Raw genomic sequence first — 15,920 nt, 5'->3', positions numbered from 1 at the left:
GGGCCGGTTCCCGGGTGTTGGGTGGAGCGTGAGCACCCAGGGGTGTGGGTGAGTGACGGAACGGAGTACGGGTGTGAGCGCGGACGCAGACGCGGGCGCAGGCATACGGGGCACGGTGGCGGAGGGTTTCGAGCCGGTCCGGGACGCGTTCGCCCGGAACTTCGCGGTGCTCGGGGACCGGGGCGCGGCCGTCGCCGTCTACCGGGACGGCCGCAAGGTCGTCGATCTGTGGGGCGGTACGCGGGACATCGACGGCACCGCGCCGTGGGAGTCCGGCACCGCGCAGATCGTGCGCTCGGCGACCAAGGGGGTGGCCGCCGCCGTTGTGCTGCTGCTGCACCAGCGCGGTGAGCTGGACCTGGACGCGCCGGTGGGTGAGTGGTGGCCGGAGTTCAAGGCGGCGGGCAAGGAGCGGACGGCGGTATGGCATCTGCTGGCGCACCGGGCGGGCGTCCCGGCGCTGGACCGGCCGCTGACCCCGGCGGAGGCGGTGGATCCGCTGCGGGGGGCGCGGGCGGTGGCGGCGCAGGCCCCGGCGTGGGAGCCGGGGACGGACCACGGCTATCACGCGCAGACGTACAGCTGGCTGACGGCGGAGCTGGTGCGCCGGGTGACCGGGCGGCCGATCGGTGAGTGGATCGCGCGGGAGATCGCGGGGCCGGTGGGCGCCGATTTCTGGCTCGGGCTGCCGGGAGAGCAGGCGGCGCGGGTGGGCCGGGTCGGCAAGGGGCAGACGCCGGAGACGGGTCCGGGCGGGCTGCGGACCCGGCCCAAGCGGGCGGTGTCCGACGCGTACGCCGACCCGGGGTCGCTGACCCGCCGGGCCTTCGCCGCGATCACTCCGCTGCCGGACGAGAACGACGCCGTCTACCGTGCCGCCGCCCTGCCCGCCTCCAACGGCATCGCCACCGCCGAGGGGCTGGCGCGGATCTACGCCTCGCTGATCGGCGAGGTGGACGGCGGCGTCCGGCTGTTCACCCCGGAGACGGTGGAGCTGGCACGCGGGGAGCGGTCGGCGGGCCCGGACCGCGTCCTGGTGGTCGGCACCCGCTTCGGCCTCGGCTACATGCTGGACGGCAGCGCGTCCCCCCTGCTGTCCCCCGGCTCCTTCGGCCACCCCGGCCGCGGCGGCGCCCTGGGCTTCGCCGACCCGGACACGGGCATCGCGTTCGGCTACGTGACGAACGGCTTCCGCAAAAGCGTGACAGCGGACCCAAGAGCCCAGGCACTGGTACGGGCGGTACGGGCGGCGGGGGGCTGAGGGGGGCGGGGCCGGGGGCGAGGCTCGGGGGGTCGGGGGGTCGGGGGGTCGGGGGGTCGGGGGGTCGGGGGGTCGGGGGCGAGGCTAGGCCCGGTAGCGGGCCGGGGGCCGGGGCCCGGTAGCCGGGAGGCCAGGAAGCGCGGAGGCCGGCCCCGGAGACCCGAAGCCGGAAGCCGGGACACCCGGGGCCCGGGCGACGGAGGCCAGGGGCCCAGAAGCCGGGGCCAGGAGACCCGGGACAGGGGGCCGGGTGCCCAGGCCAGGGGGCCGGGTGCCCAGGCCAGGGGGCCGGGGGCAGGAGGCCGGGGGCCGGGCCAGGGGGCCAGGGGCCAGGGGCCCAGGCCAGGGGGCCGGCAGCCCGAGACAGAGGCCCGGGGCAGGGGGGACCGGGGGCAAGCGGCATGAGGCCGGGAGGGCCGGGAGCATGGGGTCGGGAGGCCCGGGAGCTGGGAGAACGCAGCCCGAAGGCTGACCCGGTGGTCAGGGGACCTGGGGCGGGCGTCGGGAGGTGGGAGGTGGGGTCAGGCGTGTATCGGGGCCGATGTGCGGCCGGAGTCGGCGTCGATCTCGCCGTGCGCCTTGCCGAGCAGTTTCATGGCGATCTCGTTGAGGGCGCGGGCCCCGGCGATCTCCTCGCCGACGCGTGGCTGGTTGGAGTCGGCGTGGTGGCGGCTGGCCCGGCCGTGGCCCCGTACCTCCGTGCCGTCGGGGAGCCGGACCAGCGCGGCGGCTCTGGTGTGCTGGTCGTCCTCGACGAATTCCAGCTCGACATGCCATCCCACAGTGGTGTGCATCATGACCGATCACCTCCGGAAGACCTTCTTCCAGAGTGCCCCGCGACGGCCGAACCCGCACCCATGCGGGGATCCGCCGGGGTCACAGCGCCCCGGCGGCCTCCTCGATCAGGTCGGTGACCGGGATCGGCTGGGAGGCGAGGGAGGCGTGGCTGGAATTCAGCTCGATGGTCTTGCGGGGGTTCATCCGCTCGGCCATGCGCCGCTCGTTGTCGGGGTGGATCATGCGGTCCTCGGAGGAGACCTGGTACCAGGTCGGCTTGGTCCGCCAGGCCGGGGCGCTGATGGCGTCACCGAAGGTGGAGGCCAGCGGCGCCTTCTGCGTCACCGCCATGACCAGCGCTTCTTCCTCGGGCAGATCCTGGGCGAAGCTCTCGTGGAACTTGTCCTGCTTGATCCACAGGTAGCCGTCGGAGTCGGGCGCGAGGTTGTCGAACGCGGCCGGGGGCTTCTCCTGGCTGATCCCGCCGGGGCTCTCCCCGGCGTCCGGCGCGAAGGCGGCGACGTAGACGAGCCCGGTGACATTGGGCAGGTCACCGGCCTCGGTGATGACCGCGCCGCCGTAGGAGTGCCCGACCAGGACGACGGGCCCGTCGATCTGCTTGACCATCTTGCGGGTGCGCTCGGCGTCCTCGGCGAGGGAGGTGAGCGGGTTCTCGACCGCGTGCAGCGAGGTGAAGCCCCGGCGGCGGAGTTCGGGGATGACCCCGCCCCAGTGGGCGGCACCGCCCCAGAATCCGTGCACGAGGACGATCGCGGGTTTGTCGGCCATGGCTGTTCCCTTCCGGAGGGAGTCGAGGAGGTACGAGCCGAAACGGACGTACGTCACTCAGCACACCGCGCGCCCCCGACCACCGCATACGGAACAGCCCGTTCAGGTGACCCGTGCCCGGGGCCCCGGGCCCCGTGGGCCGTGGGCCGTGCCCCGTGAATCGTGCCCCCTCCTGCCCCTCACCCCGAGCGCAGCATCAGCCCGATCCCCGCGACCGGGACGCCCGCCGCGGCGACCCGGGCCAGTCCGAACCGTTCCTTGAAGAGGACGGCCCCGATGGCGGCGCCGACGATGATGGAGGACTCGCGCAGCGCGGCGACCGGTGCGAGCGCGGCCCGGGTCTGGGCCCACAGCACGAGCGCGTACGCGGCCACGGACATGGCGGCGCCGAGCAGCCCGAGCACCGCGAAGGGCCGGAGCCGGGCGAGGGTCTCACCGCGCCACCGGTACACGGCGTAGGCGGGCAGTACGGTCCCCTGGAGCACCAGGAGCCAGCCGATGTAGCCGAGCGTGGAGTCGGCGGCGCGGACCCCGATCCCGTCGACGACGGTGTACGCGGCGATGGTCAGCCCGGTCGCCAACGCGGCGCCGATGGCGGGCCAGTTGGGGTGTTTCCCGCGCAGCCCCCACAGGGCGACGCCGGTCAGTCCGGCGCAGGACAGGGCGATCCCGGCCGCCGCCCACCGGTCGGGCACCTCGTGCGCGAAGACCGCGGCGAAGACGGTGACCAGCAGCGGAGCGGTGCCGCGCGCGATGGGGTAGGTCTGCCCGAAGTCCCCCAGCCGGAAGGACTTCATCAGCAGCGCGTTGTAGGCGATGTGGATGACCGCCGAGACGAGCAGACAGGGCCAGGCGCCCGCGGCCGGCGAGGGGGCGAACGACACGAGGGCGAGCCCGATGAAGAGGCCGCCCCCGGTGATCAGCACGAAGCCGACGAGTTTGTCGGTGATGCGGTGGGCTATGGCGTTCCAGCCCGCGTGGGTGACCGCCGCGGCGAGGACGGCGGCGGCAACCAGCGGCGTCACACGTCCTGCTCACGCACGTCCACGAGGGTCGCCCCGGCCCGGTCGACGAGTTCCTTGGGCGGCATGGGGAACACCGTGTGCGGATCTCCGGCGGCGGCCCACACGATGTCGTGCGCGAGCAGCGAGCGGTCCGCGAGAACCCGGGTCCTGGTCCGGTGCCCGAAGGGCGGCACGCCGCCGATGGCGTACCCCGTGGTCTCCCGTACGACATCGGCCTTGGCGCGGGTGACCTCGGCGGCGCCGAGTTCCTGGCGCACCCGCTCCACGTCCACCCGCGAGGCCCCGTCCATCAGCACCAGTACCGGTACCCCGTCGGCGGCGAAGATCAGCGACTTGCAGATCTGGCTCAGCTCGCACCCGATGGCGGCGGCGGCCTCGGCGGCGGTGCGGGTGGCGTCCGGGAAGCGGCGGAGCCGCCCGTTCACCTCGGCGAGCCCCAACGCGTCGAGGGCTTCGGCGAAACGGGGGTGGGCGGCGGCTGAAGAAGAGGTCATGGGAGGCACGCTAGTGCCGCGTGTATGACACACGCGACCGAGTAGGTGGCGCGCACGCCTTCCTCCCCTGGCGGGAGTGCTGAATGATCGCCGTATGACTGACCGACAGAGCCCCGCCACCACCTACTTGGACGCGCTGCGCGGGCGCCTGACAGCGGACGGCTGCGCGGTGTCGACCACCCGGTGGGCGGGGTACGAGGTGCTGACCGGCAGCCGGTCGGACCGCAAGGCGAGATGGTTCGGCACGAAGGCGCAACTGTTCGTCTACGCCGCTGTCGTGCCCAGCGTGGGCCCGGCCGAGCTGGCGGATTTCACGCGATGGGCGCTGAGTCACGCCAAGTCGCGGCAGGGCGGTATCCCCGGTGCGCGCAACGCGGCGATGGTGCTGCCCGCGCTGATAGGCGACGCCGTGCAGCCGGCGGCGGTGCAGTGGGCGGCCCAGGACGCCCGGATCCTGGAGACGTCGGTGGTGGGCCGCCCGATCACGGTGGAGACGACGCCGGAGGCGACCCGTACGGCGATGTACCGGGGCCGGGTGCAGTGGGGCGGGATGTTCACGGGCCATGTGCTGGAGAAGGCGCGGCTGTACTTCCCGTGACGGGGCGCGTTGTCCGGGCTGTCTGAGGGACGGGGCCGGGGGCATGCTCGTCGCCATGCGTGAGGTTCGGCGGAACAGGGCGGCACCGGTGGGGTGGGGGCGCGTGGCATGCGCCTGGGCGGTCGCTTTCGCCGTGCTCCATTTCTCCTGGGCGCTGGGTGGCGGGTGGGGGCGGCCGGCCTCCTCGGCTTCGTCGTACATCTCCTCCGCCCAGGCGCGGGCAGACACGGGCGGACCTGCGGATCCTCGCCGGCGTTGACGCAGCCGGACCGGCACCGCCCCGCACCCTCACGGGTGCACGGCGATGGTGATCTTGCCGCGGGGGCGTCGGCGGGGCCCCTCGGTGGCGGAGCCGCCTTCCAGCAGGGTGTGCGCCTGCGCGAGGTCGGCCAGCGGGAGCACGGCGCCGATCACCGGCCGGAGTCCGCCCTGGTCGACCAGCCGGCCGAGGGCCGCGAGCTTCGCCCTGCCGGGGCTGACGAAGAGGAAGTGGTAGGTCGCGTTGACGCCCCACGCGGCAAGCAGGTTCTGCGGTTCGGGGATGTCCACGACGGACACCACGCGGCCCCGGTCGGCGAGGACCTCCGGGCTGCGGGCGAGGGTGTCCCCGCCCACCGTGTCGAGCACGACGTCCACCCCGCCCAGCGCGCGCACCTGCGGTACGTAGTCACCGGCCGAGAAGTCGATCGCGCGGTCGGCTCCCAGTCCGGCGACGAACTCGTGGTCTCTCGCCCGCGCGGTGGTCACCACCTCGGCCCCCAGCGCCTTGGCGACCTGGACGGCGACCGAGCCGACCCCGCCCGCTCCGCCGTGCACCAGGACGCGCTCCCCGGCCCGTACTCGGGCGCGTTCGGCCAGCGCCTCCCACGCCGTCATGCCCACGAGGGCGAGCCCGGCGGCCTCGACGTGCGACAGCCCTTCGGGCTTACGGGCGACCAGGGCCTGGTCGACCACGTGGAACTCGGCGTAGGTCCCCTGTCCGGCGAAGATCGGCGCCAGGTACCAGACCTCGTCGCCCGGCCGGAAGTCGTCCGCCCCGGGGCCGGTCCCGACCACCACGCCGGACACGTCGTTGCCGATCACCGCGGGCAGCGCCACCTGATCGCGGTAGTCGCCGCGCCGGGTCTGCAGGTCGAGAGGGTTCACGGACGTGGCCTCCACGCGCACGAGCACCTGGCCCGGTCCGGGAGCGGGTCTCGGCAGCTCCCGGGCGGCGAACGCGGTGTCCGCCTCACCGAAGCGGACGAGTTCCATCACACGCATCGAGGTCGACATACCCCGACCATAAATCGTGATATCGCGAATCGTCAATATGTACGTGCGTTACGATCGCCGCATGTTCTCGGAGGCGGAGTTGCTGGCTGTGTTCCGGGCTCTGTCCAACCCGGCCCGCCGCCAGATGCTGGTGTGGCTCAAGGATCCGATGAGTTTCCCAGGCCAGGAGCCCGAGGACGTCGAGATCGGTGTCTGCGTGACCGACATCCAGCAGCGTGCGGGGCTGGGGCAGTCGACCACCTCGCAGTACCTCGCGATGCTGCGGCAAGCGGGGCTGGTGGTCGCCACGCGCCGGGGCAAGTGGACCTACTACCGGCGCGACGAGGCGAACATCGCCCGCCTCCTGGAGACCCTGCGCGACGTGTTCTAGATCCAATACCGTTGTTCAGTCAGGGTTCGACCACCCGTGGTGCGGTGCGGATGCGCCCGTCGGGCGGGAGGTTGCGCAGCACGTGTCGACCGATGCGGCCGACGGCCATAGGCACGGTGGGGGAAGGTCCGCGCCGGCCGCTCCCTCCCCGCCGTCCACACGGGGCGCAGATCATCGGTCTGGCCTGCATGGCTGCCTGCCGCGGCGATTCACCATGTGCGGCCACGGGCGACGGACCCGCCCGCCACGGTCAGGAGCCAACCCGACGCCGCACACCAGCCAGCGCCCGCGCCCACGGATACGCCTTCGGGTCACCCTGCTTCGGCGCATGCGACATGTACCCGTCCGACCCGTCGAGCACGACGACGCCCTGCTCCCGCAATGAGGCGATCGACCGCGCGACCGCCGGCTGCGCACCCTGCGCCCGGTTGAAGTACGGCATCGCCACAACCGGAACACCCATGGTCACCGCCTCCGACGGAGCACACGAGTCATGCCCGCAGTCCACAACGCCTCGGCCGGCATGCGCAAATCGCTACCGGGGTTGGAGTACTCGTCTGGATCACCGCCCTGGCGCTTGGCCTCATCCTCGGCCTCGTCCACGTAGCCGGTCGCGCCGCGCAGCAGACACGGCGCCGGTACAGACCGGCCACCGGTCCGCCGTCAGAAGCAGCGCCTCAGCCGTCGGACACGGCGTACGAGACGAAGTCCGCCCAAGCCGCCCGAGCGACGGCGAAGTGCGGCGCGTCGGGCACCTTGGAGTCACGGACGTGGACGGTGGCGGAGACCACCGCCACCTCCACGCAGTCGTTCCCGTTGCTGCTGTCGCTGTAGGTGCTCTTGAGCCAGTGGCACGCGGCGGTGCTCATCCCGCTCCTAGCCACCAGACGAGGCGAACGAAACGAAGTCGACCCAAGCATCAGGAGCGACCACGAAGTGCGGCACGTCAGGCGCCTTGGAGTCACGGACATGGATGGCGGCGGAGGCCACCGCCACCTCCACGCAGTCATTTCCGTTACTGCTGCTGCTGTAGCTGCTCTTGAACCAGTTCACAGTGTTCCCAACCTGCTTTCGATGAAGGCCAGTGATTCCTGCGGGGGAAGAGCCTGGGAGCGGATCGCGCCGAGTCTCAGCTCAAGGATGCGGAGTTCCGCGGGGTCCGAGACAAAGGGGCTGTCGCCGTTGTGGGACCACCCCCGGCGCCCCAGGGTGGTTCCGTCCGCGAACTTCAGCACCTCGATGAGACCGTGCATTCCCGCGTGCTCCCCCCGCTCGGTCGGCATGACCTGAAGGGTGACGTTCCGCAGCCTCCCCACCTCCAGCAGGTGTTCAAGCTGTGCCCGGAGCACCTTCCTGCCGCCCACGGGACGTTCCAGCGTCACCTGTTCCTGGATGAAGGTGAGCGCCGGAGCGGGGTCCCGCTCGAAGACGGCCTTCCGGGCCATGCGCGCCTGGATCCCCGACTCCACCATGTCAGCCGAGTACACGGGCAGTCTCATCTCGAACAGCGCCCTCATGTGCTCGGGCGTCTGCAACAGCCCCTGGAGGTTGTGGTTGCTGTACTGGGTCAGCTCGGTCGCCCGATCCTCCAGCTCTTTCAGCTGCCGATCCTTCTTGGGATACCGGGCCTTCCTCATGTCTTCCCTGAACGCCCGCAGATATCCGTTCGCCTGGAGGAGGTCGTCCGCCCGGTCCAGGAACTCCGGTCGGGGGATGCGGTCTCCGCGTTCGATCTTGCGGATCATGTCCTCGCCGTATCCCATGGTCTTCGCGAAGTCGACCACGCTCGTCCCGGCCCGCTGACGGGCCAGTCTCACCAGGCGTCCCACGACGGCCACCACCGAGTCGGTGTCATCCGACCGTTCCGGAGCATCGGTCTCCACCGCGTCCTCGTTCTTCAAGACCCCACCTCCGAGACCAGGCAAGACAGCGCGAGACAAAAGCGGGACGGCTTCGATACTCACCGGCATATCCGCACCTCAAGGCAACCACATCTCGCCACGCTGGGTGACATGACTCAGAACTCCGCGCCTCCCCGCCCCCACCTGTCGGACCACTTCCGAAACGTCAGCTCCCTCCACCCCCCAACCCCCCGCGGAGCCCGACACGCCCGCCTCCTCGCCCGGGAGCACCTCCTCTCCTGGGGCCTCCCCCGCGACCCGGCGGAGCACATCGTGGGTGAGCTGGCGGCCAACGCCGCCACGCACGGGCGGGTGCCGGACCGGAACTTCCGGCTCACCCTCTACGTCGTCTCCGACACCCTGCGGATCGAGGTCACCGACACCCTCGGGGACCGGCATCCCCGCCTCACGCATCCCCGGCTCGACCATGTGTCGGGGCGCGGGCTGTTCCTCGTGGACGCGTTGGCGGACAAGTGGGGAGTCAGCGCGGGCCCGTATCCGAAGAAAACCGTCTGGGCCGAGGTCCGGACAGAAGGAAGCCGGTGAGGGCAGCCCCGTCCCCACGGAACCCTCACCGGCTGGTCTGGCGGCGCCGGACGTCAGTCCTCAGACGTCCGGCGTCCGGCGTCCGGCGTCCGGCGCCCGGCGCCCGGCGCCCGGCGCCCGGCGCCCGGCGCCCGGCGCCCGGCGCCCGGCGCCCGGCGCCCGGCGTCCGGCGTCAGAACGTCACGCGCGGACCAGTTCCTTCTCCTCGTCCGGGCCCGCCCCCGCATGGGCCTGCGCGGCGGCGTTCAGGCCCTCGCCCTCCACATCCACGTTGGGCAGGGCGCGGTCGAGCCACTTCGGGAGCCACCAGGCGCGGTCGCCCAGCAGGGCGAGGACCGCGGGGACGATGGCCATGCGGACCACGAAGGCGTCGAACAGGACGGCGACGGCGAGACCGAAGCCGATCATCTTGATCATGGCCTCGGAGGAGCCGATGAAGCCCGCGAAGACCGCCATCATGATGACCGCCGCCGCCGACACCACCCGGGCGCTGTGCTTGAACCCGGTCACCACGGCCTGACCGGGCCGCTCGCCGTGGACGTACGCCTCGCGCATCCGGGTCACGAGGAACACCTCGTAGTCCATGGCGAGACCGAAGACCACACCGACCATGAAGATCGGCATCATCGACATGATCGGGCCGGTCTGCTCGACCCCGATGAGGCCCGAGAGCCAGCCCCACTGGAAGACCGCGACGACGGCGCCGAGCGCGGCGAGCACACTGAGGAGGAAGCCGAGGGCGGCCTTGAGCGGGACGAGGATCGAGCGGAAGACGGCGATGAGGAGGAGGAAGGCGAGGCCGACCACCAGCGCGAGATACGGGATCAGCGCGTCGTTCATCTTCTGCGAGAAGTCGATGTTCATCGCGGTCGCACCCGTCACCAGCACGCCGGCGTCGGTGTCGGCCTTGACGTCCGCCCCGGTGTCACGGATGGAGTGGACCAGGTCCTCGGTCTGGGTGGACGAGGGCTTGGACTCCGGGATGACGGTGATGGTGTAGGTGTCGCCGGCCTTGTTCGGGACCGGCGGGGTCACGGTGACGACACCGTCGAGCCCCTTGATCCGGTCGGCGACATCGGTGGCGACGGCCTCGGGGTCGTCGGCGGACTTGGCGTCCGTGACCACCATGAGGGGGCCGTTGAAGCCGGGGCCGAAGCCCTCGGAGAGCAGGTCGTAGGCGCGGCGCTGGGTGGTGTCGGTGGACTGGGAGCCCTCGTCCGGCAGGCCCATCTCCATGGAGCCGACGGGGATGGCGGCGGCGCCCAGGCCGACGATGCCGATGAGGAGGACGGCGACGGGACGTCGTACGACGAAGCGCGCCCAGCGGGTGCCCAGGTTGGCCTTGGGCTCGGCGGTGGACGGGGCGGGCTCGGGCTCGCCCTTCTTCGCGCCGCGCCCGCGCTTGGCGCCCGCCGGCTTGACCTTGCGGCCCGCGTAGCCGAGCAGGGCGGGGATCATGGTCAGGGCGATGAGGACCGCGATGACGACCGTGCCGGCCGCCGCGAAGCCCATCTTGGTGAGCACCGGGATGTTGACGACGGCGAGTCCGACCAGCGCGATGACGACGGTCAGTCCGGCGAAGACCACCGCGGAGCCCGCCGTGCCCACGGCCCGTCCCACCGCCTCCTGGCGTTCGCGGCCCTCGGCCAGTTCCGCCCGGTAGCGGGAGACGATGAAGAGGGCGTAGTCGATGCCGACCGCGAGGCCGATCATCATGGCGAGCGTGGAGGTGGTGGAGTCCATGCCGAGCGGCTTGGCGAGGGCGGTGATGGCGGAGATGCCGATGCCCACCCCGATCAGCGCGGTCAGCAGCGGCAGACCTGCGGCGATCAGCGAGCCCAGGGTGATGACGAGGACGACCGCGGCGATGGCGATACCGATGATCTCGGCGGTGCCGGTGTGCGGCATCGCGGTGAGCGCGTCACCGCCTATCTCGACGGTCAGCCCGGCGTCCTGCGCCTTCTCGGCGGTGCCTTCGAGGGCGTCCTTGGTGGCGTCCTCCAGCTCCATGCTGGAGACCTTGTAGCTGACGGAGGAGTAGGCGATCGAGCCGTCCTGGCTGACGCCTCCTCCGGTGAACGGGTCGGAGACGGAGGCGACCTCGGAGCCGCCGGACAGGTCCTTGACCGCCTTCTCGACGGTCGCCTTGTTGTCGCCCGCGGTCACCTTCTCGCCGTCGGGGGCCTTGAAGACCACCCGGGCGGTGGCGCCGTCGGCGCTGGTGCCGGGGAACCGCTCCTCCAGCAGGTCGAAGGCGCGCTGGGCCTCGGTGCCGGGGATGGAGAAGTTGCTGGACCCCGCGGGCGGGGCGCTGGCCGCGCCGACACCCACGGCCGCCAGCAGGGCGACCCAGAGGATGACGACGAAGTGCCGTCGCTTGAAGGCGAGGCGTCCGAGTTTGTAGAGGAAAGTTGCCACGAGGGCGTTCTCCCGGTCAGGTCGTGGGGATGGATCGGGGCAGGGTTGATCAACCCGGCGTCGGCGCAGGGGAGATCGGCCCGACGACGAGAGCGGTGACGTCAGGTGGAGAGGGGTGGGGACCGGGCCGCGGACCGAGGGGGTGACTCGGTGCCGTCCCGGGGTGACTCGGGTGACTCGGGTGACTCAGTGGGTGGTGACGCCTAGGGCGGGGAGGATCACAGCGTCGATGTACGAGGTGAGGAACGCCTGGGTGGGCGGCTGGTCGTCCAGCAGAGTCCGGGTGGCGAATCCGCCGATCATCATGTGGAGCGTGAACTCCAGGGCCGGACAGTCGGCACGGACCTCGCCGCGCTGCACCGCCCGGTCGACGACCTTCTGGAACTCCTTCATCTCGGGCTCCACGAGCTGGGCCCGGAACGTCTCGCGCAGATCCGGGTTGTTGTGGATCGCCATGGCGATCCCCCGCATCAGATCGGCGCTCGCCTGCATGGTGCAGTCGTCGTCCTGGGTCATCAGCGTGTACAGGTCCCCGCGCAGCGACCCGGTGTCGATGTCCTCGACCCGGATCCGCTTGTTGTGCCGCAGAGCCTTCACCACCAGCTCGGCCTTTCCGCCCCACTGGCGGTAGAGCGTGGCCTTGCTGGAGCGGGTACGGGCGGCGACGGCGTCCATGGTGAGGGCGTCGTAGCCGACCTCCCGGAGGAGTTCGAGCACGGCCTCGTACAACTCGGCCTCACGCTCGGGCGTGAGCCGACTGCGACGCGCCGTTGCGACATCAGCCATGTCCCTCGCCTCCCTCTCTCCGCGTACGACTCCGCGTACGACTTCGTACACGAAGAATGTAGCGCAGCCGCCCTGCGAAACGAAACCGTTTCGTACGTGACGTGGACCACCTCTGTCGGATCGGCATAAGAGCAGATGTCGGATCGGCACATGAGCAGCTCGGGTCGGTATCGGAACAGACAGTCGGAACAGGCAGTCGGAACACGCAGCCGGAACAGGCGGTCGGAACACATAGTCGGAACAGACAGGAAGAGAGACACGAAAACGGGTACGGACGGTTGATCACCGCCCTTCTGTACGAGTTGCCGCGGCCCATCCACGGGAAAAGCATGGGGAGGTGACGTACCTGCGGATGCCCCACCTCCACGCCGACCTGCTCACCTTCGTCGCCGAGGACGACCTCTGGCTGGCCCCGCTCGACGGCGGGGGCCGCGCCTGGCGGCTCACCGTCGACCGCACCAAGGCCGGACACCCCCGCTTCTCCCCCGACGGCCGCCACCTCGCGTACACGAGCTGGCGCAGCCTGGCACCGGAGCTGCATCTGGTGCCGGTGGACGGCGGACCGGCCCGGCGGCTGACGTACTGGGGCAGCGCCGACACCCGCGCCCGCGGCTGGACCCCGGACGGCGAACTCCTCGCCGTCGCCTCCCACGGCGAGCCCTTCTCGTACTTCACCTGGGCCTACAAGCTCCGCCCCGACGGCGACCCCGGCCGCAAACTCCCCTGGGGCCCGGTCAGCGACATCCAGGTCGCCGACCTCGACGGCGAACGCCGGACCCTGCTCCTCACCGGCACCCCACCGCACGAGCCCGCCTCCTGGAAGCGCTACCGGGGCGGCGCCATGGGCCGGCTCTGGCTGCACGGCCGCCGTCTCCTCGAAGACATCGGCGGCCACCTCGCCGACCCCGTGTTCGTCGGCGACCGGATCGCCTTCCTCTCCGACCACGAGGGCGTCGGCAATCTGTACTCCTGCGCCTACGACGGCTCCGACCTGCGGCGCCACACCGATCACGACGCCTTCTACGCCCGCAACGCGGCGAGCGACGGCACCCGCGTGGTCTACCAGTGCGCCGGCGACCTCTGGCTCGTGGACGACCTCGCCCCCGGCGCCGGGCCGCGCCGCCTCGACGTACGGCTCAGCGGGCCCCGCGCGGGCCGCCGCCCCTACCAGGTGCCGGCCGCCCAGCACGTGGACGGGCTGTCCGTGGACGAGACCGGGCGCGCCAGCGCGGTCGTGGTGCGCGGCAGCCTCTACTGGCTCACCCACCGCGACGGCCCCGCCCGCACCCTCAGCGACACCCCCGGCGTCCGGATCCGGCTCCCGGAGATGCTCGGCTCGGGCGGCCAGGTGGCCTACGTGACGGACGCGGAGGGCGAGGACGCCGTCGAGATCGCCTACCTCCCGCGCGCGAGCGGCGACCGGCCACCGAGGCGGCTGGCCTCCGGCGGCCTCGGCCGGGTCCTGGAACTGGTCGCCGACCCGCAGGGCGAACGCCTCGCGCTGGCCGCGCACGACGGACGGCTCCTGCTGATCGACGCGAGCGAGGACTCCAACGGCGAGGCCACCGAGCTGATCCGGTCCATGAACGGCCCCGTCCGCGACCTCGCGTTCTCCCCCGACGGCGCCTGGCTGACCTGGTCCCACCCCGGCATCGGCCGCAGCCTGCGGCAGATCAAACTGGCCCGCATCAAGGACCGGCTCGTCGCCGATGTCACCAACGGTCGCTTCGAGGACGAGAACCCGGTCTTCACCCGGGACGGCCGCTACCTCGCCTTCCTCTCCTGGCGCGGCTTCGACCCGGTCTACGACGTCCACACCGGCGACCTCTCCTTCCCCCTCGGCTGCCGCCCCTACCTGGTCCCCCTCTCCTCCGCCACGCCCTCCCCCTTCGCCCTCTCCCCGGACGGACGCCCGGCGGCCGGGGGCCTGGACCCGGTGGAGGACGAGGAGCCCGCCCTCGCCGGTGAGGCGGGCGGACCGACCGCCCCGCCGAACGCCTCGGTGACTGTCGAGGTGGAGGGCCTGGAGGCCCGGGTGACCCCGTTCCCGGTCGCCGCCTCCAAGTACTCCGCGCTCTGCCCGGTCGCGGGCGGCGGCCTGGTCTGGCTGCGCTGGCCCATCTCCGGCGCCCTCGGCGAGACCTTCGCCAACCCGGACGACACCACCGGCCGCCCCACCCTGGAGTTCTTCAACATCAGCAAGGCCAAACGGTCCGAACTCGTCCAGCACCTCGACTGGTTCGCGGTCAGCGGCGACGGGTCCCGCCTGGTGGTCATGGACGAGGACGAGCTACGGGCCGTCCCGTCCACCGAGTCCGGCGACTCCGACTCCACGACCTGGATCGACCTGCGCCGCGTCCTGCACGTGGTCGACCCCGGCGCGGAGTGGCGGCAGGCGTACGAGGAGGCGGGCCGGCTGACCCGCGCCCTCTTCTGGGACCCGGGGATGTGCGGCATCGACTGGGACGCCGTCCTCGACCAGTACCGTCCGCTGGTCGACCGGGTCGCCTCCCCCGACGAGTTCGCCGACCTGCTGCGCGAGGTCCTCGGCGAACTCGGCACCTCCCACGCCTACGTCACCGCCGCCCGCCGCAACGAGGGCCCCGCCCACTACCAGCGCCGCCAGGGCCTGCTCGGCGCCAACCTGGTGTGCCGGGACGGCACCTGGGTGGTCCGGCGCATCCTCCCCGGCGACTCCTCCGACTCCAAGGCCCGCTCCCCCCTCGCGGGCACCGGCATCCGCGAGGGCGCCGTCCTCACCCACGTCGACGGCCGCGAGGTCGACCCGCTGACCGGCCCGTACCCGCTCCTCGCGGGCGCCGGCGGCACCACCGTGGAGCTGACGTTCACCCCGGCGGAGGGCGAGGCGGGCCGCGCCCGCCGGGTCGCTGTCGTCCCGCTCCTGGACGAACGCCCCCTGCGCTACCAGGACTGGGTGGCCACCCGCCGCGAGGTGGTCCGGGAACTGAGCGGGGGCCGCTGCGGCTATCTCCACATCCCCGACATGGGCGGCTCGGGCTGGGCCCAGTTCAACCGCGACCTGCGCATGGAGGTGTCCCGCCCGGCCCTGATCGTCGACGTGCGCGGCAACGCGGGCGGCCACATCAGCGAACTCGTCATCGAGAAACTGACCCGTACGATCCTCGGCTGGGACCTCACCCGGGACGCCCAGCCGGTGTCCTACACGTCGAACGCCCCGCGTGGCCCGGTGATCGCCCTCGCCGACGAGGCGACCTCCTCCGACGGCGACATGATCACGGCCGCCTTCAAACTGCTGGGCCTCGGCCCCGTGGTGGGCCAGCGCACCTGGGGCGGGGTCGTCGGCATGACCGGCCGCCACCGCCTCGGCGACGGCACCGTGATCACCGTACCGATGAACGCGGCCTGGTTCGACGCGTACGGCTGGGGCGTGGAGAACCGGGGCGTCACCCCCGACCTGGAAGCCCTGCGCACCCCCCTGGACTGGGCCGAGGGCCGCTACGCCCAGCTGGACGACGCGGTGACCCTGGCCCTGGCCCAGTTGGCCACCCACCCGGCGGCCGAACCCCCCACCCTGGACAGGACCCCGGACCGCTCCCGCCCCGCACTCCCCCCACGCATCTGATCCCCGGGGGCGCAACACCGCCGTCCTCTGCTCCCGCGCCCTTGACCGCCTGCCGGTCAGGGGCGCGGGGAACCGC

At 72.0% G+C, this 15,920-nt stretch carries 16 protein-coding genes; 5 read left to right on the top strand and 11 right to left on the bottom strand.

Annotated elements, in window-relative coordinates; translation table 11 throughout:
* The first annotated feature begins 73 nt into the window (after positions 1-73).
* The gene (locus ACIQNG_RS16110; RefSeq protein WP_401485480.1) at positions 74-1,261 is read left to right on the top strand and encodes a serine hydrolase domain-containing protein; all 1,188 of its coding nucleotides are present in this window, start codon (positions 74-76) and stop codon (positions 1,259-1,261) included.
* A gap of 521 nt (positions 1,262-1,782) precedes the next feature.
* On the opposite strand, the gene ACIQNG_RS16105 is transcribed toward ACIQNG_RS16110, so the two are convergent.
* From ACIQNG_RS16105 to ACIQNG_RS16090, 4 genes are all read right to left on the bottom strand, one after another.
* Positions 1,783-2,058 (bottom strand): DUF1876 domain-containing protein, encoded by a 276-nt coding sequence (locus ACIQNG_RS16105; protein ID WP_401434168.1) that lies wholly within the window; start codon positions 2,056-2,058, stop codon positions 1,783-1,785.
* A 79-nt stretch (positions 2,059-2,137) separates the two neighbouring features.
* Complete coding sequence (locus tag ACIQNG_RS16100) at positions 2,138-2,827, bottom strand: alpha/beta hydrolase (protein WP_401434165.1); 690 nt, start codon at positions 2,825-2,827, stop codon at positions 2,138-2,140.
* Between the two features lie 179 nt (positions 2,828-3,006).
* Positions 3,007-3,852 carry an EamA family transporter gene (locus ACIQNG_RS16095; RefSeq protein ID WP_401485477.1) on the bottom strand — a complete coding sequence of 282 codons (846 nt, stop codon included), beginning with the start codon at positions 3,850-3,852 and terminating at the stop codon, positions 3,007-3,009.
* Positions 3,849-4,346 carry a YbaK/EbsC family protein gene (locus tag ACIQNG_RS16090; RefSeq protein ID WP_401485475.1) on the bottom strand — a complete coding sequence of 166 codons (498 nt, stop codon included), beginning with the start codon at positions 4,344-4,346 and terminating at the stop codon, positions 3,849-3,851. The genes ACIQNG_RS16095 and ACIQNG_RS16090 overlap by 4 nt, the downstream gene beginning before the upstream one ends.
* A 94-nt stretch (positions 4,347-4,440) precedes the next feature.
* Between ACIQNG_RS16090 and ACIQNG_RS16085 the strand changes: the two genes are divergently transcribed.
* Positions 4,441-4,944, top strand: coding sequence for a hypothetical protein (locus ACIQNG_RS16085; RefSeq protein ID WP_401434158.1), 504 nt, complete (start codon positions 4,441-4,443; stop codon positions 4,942-4,944).
* Positions 4,945-5,232: 288 nt separating this feature from the next.
* Here the strand turns inward: ACIQNG_RS16085 and ACIQNG_RS16080 are convergent, their stop codons facing one another.
* Entirely contained in the window at positions 5,233-6,219 is a 987-nt protein-coding gene (locus ACIQNG_RS16080; RefSeq protein ID WP_401485473.1) for a zinc-binding dehydrogenase, read from the bottom strand.
* Between the two features lie 61 nt (positions 6,220-6,280).
* Here ACIQNG_RS16080 and ACIQNG_RS16075 point away from each other — a divergent pair, with 61 nt between their 5' ends.
* Positions 6,281-6,589, top strand: coding sequence for an ArsR/SmtB family transcription factor (locus ACIQNG_RS16075; RefSeq protein WP_401434148.1), 309 nt, complete (start codon positions 6,281-6,283; stop codon positions 6,587-6,589).
* Between the two features lie 250 nt (positions 6,590-6,839).
* On the opposite strand, the gene ACIQNG_RS16070 is transcribed toward ACIQNG_RS16075, so the two are convergent.
* The 4 genes from ACIQNG_RS16070 to ACIQNG_RS16055 all read right to left on the bottom strand — a co-directional run bounded on the left by ACIQNG_RS16070 (position 6,840) and on the right by ACIQNG_RS16055 (position 8,472).
* Positions 6,840-7,031, bottom strand: a complete 192-nt coding sequence (locus tag ACIQNG_RS16070) for a hypothetical protein (RefSeq protein WP_401485471.1) — start codon at positions 7,029-7,031, stop codon at positions 6,840-6,842.
* 235 nt (positions 7,032-7,266) lie between these two features.
* Positions 7,267-7,458: a DUF397 domain-containing protein gene (locus ACIQNG_RS16065; protein ID WP_401485469.1), complete on the bottom strand. Its 192-nt coding sequence runs from the start codon at positions 7,456-7,458 to the stop codon at positions 7,267-7,269.
* 7 nt (positions 7,459-7,465) lie between these two features.
* Positions 7,466-7,642, bottom strand: coding sequence for a DUF397 domain-containing protein (locus tag ACIQNG_RS16060; protein WP_401485467.1), 177 nt, complete (start codon positions 7,640-7,642; stop codon positions 7,466-7,468).
* Complete coding sequence (locus tag ACIQNG_RS16055) at positions 7,639-8,472, bottom strand: Scr1 family TA system antitoxin-like transcriptional regulator (RefSeq protein WP_401485708.1); 834 nt, start codon at positions 8,470-8,472, stop codon at positions 7,639-7,641. Before ACIQNG_RS16055 ends, ACIQNG_RS16060 begins: the two co-directional genes overlap by 4 nt.
* A 129-nt stretch (positions 8,473-8,601) precedes the next feature.
* On the opposite strand from ACIQNG_RS16055, the gene ACIQNG_RS16050 reads away from it, so the two are divergent.
* A complete protein-coding gene (locus tag ACIQNG_RS16050) occupies positions 8,602-9,036 on the top strand; it encodes an ATP-binding protein (protein ID WP_401485465.1) in 435 nt (144 codons plus the stop codon).
* A gap of 180 nt (positions 9,037-9,216) precedes the next feature.
* On the opposite strand, the gene ACIQNG_RS16045 is transcribed toward ACIQNG_RS16050, so the two are convergent.
* Both ACIQNG_RS16045 and ACIQNG_RS16040 read right to left on the bottom strand, forming a co-directional pair.
* Complete coding sequence (locus tag ACIQNG_RS16045) at positions 9,217-11,454, bottom strand: MMPL family transporter (protein ID WP_401485463.1); 2,238 nt, start codon at positions 11,452-11,454, stop codon at positions 9,217-9,219.
* Between the two features lie 186 nt (positions 11,455-11,640).
* Positions 11,641-12,240 (bottom strand): TetR/AcrR family transcriptional regulator, encoded by a 600-nt coding sequence (locus ACIQNG_RS16040; RefSeq protein WP_401485461.1) that lies wholly within the window; start codon positions 12,238-12,240, stop codon positions 11,641-11,643.
* Between the two features lie 337 nt (positions 12,241-12,577).
* On the opposite strand from ACIQNG_RS16040, the gene ACIQNG_RS16035 reads away from it, so the two are divergent.
* Positions 12,578-15,844, top strand: a complete 3,267-nt coding sequence (locus ACIQNG_RS16035) for a S41 family peptidase (protein ID WP_401485459.1) — start codon at positions 12,578-12,580, stop codon at positions 15,842-15,844.
* Positions 15,845-15,920: the final 76 nt, after the last annotated feature.

Origin of the sequence: Streptomyces sp. NPDC091377 (assembly GCF_044757045.1) — a bacterium.
Lineage (GTDB): Bacteria > Actinomycetota > Actinomycetes > Streptomycetales > Streptomycetaceae > Streptomyces.
Note: the sequence above shows the minus strand (reverse complement) of the source record. Positions and strands in the feature narration are given on the sequence as shown.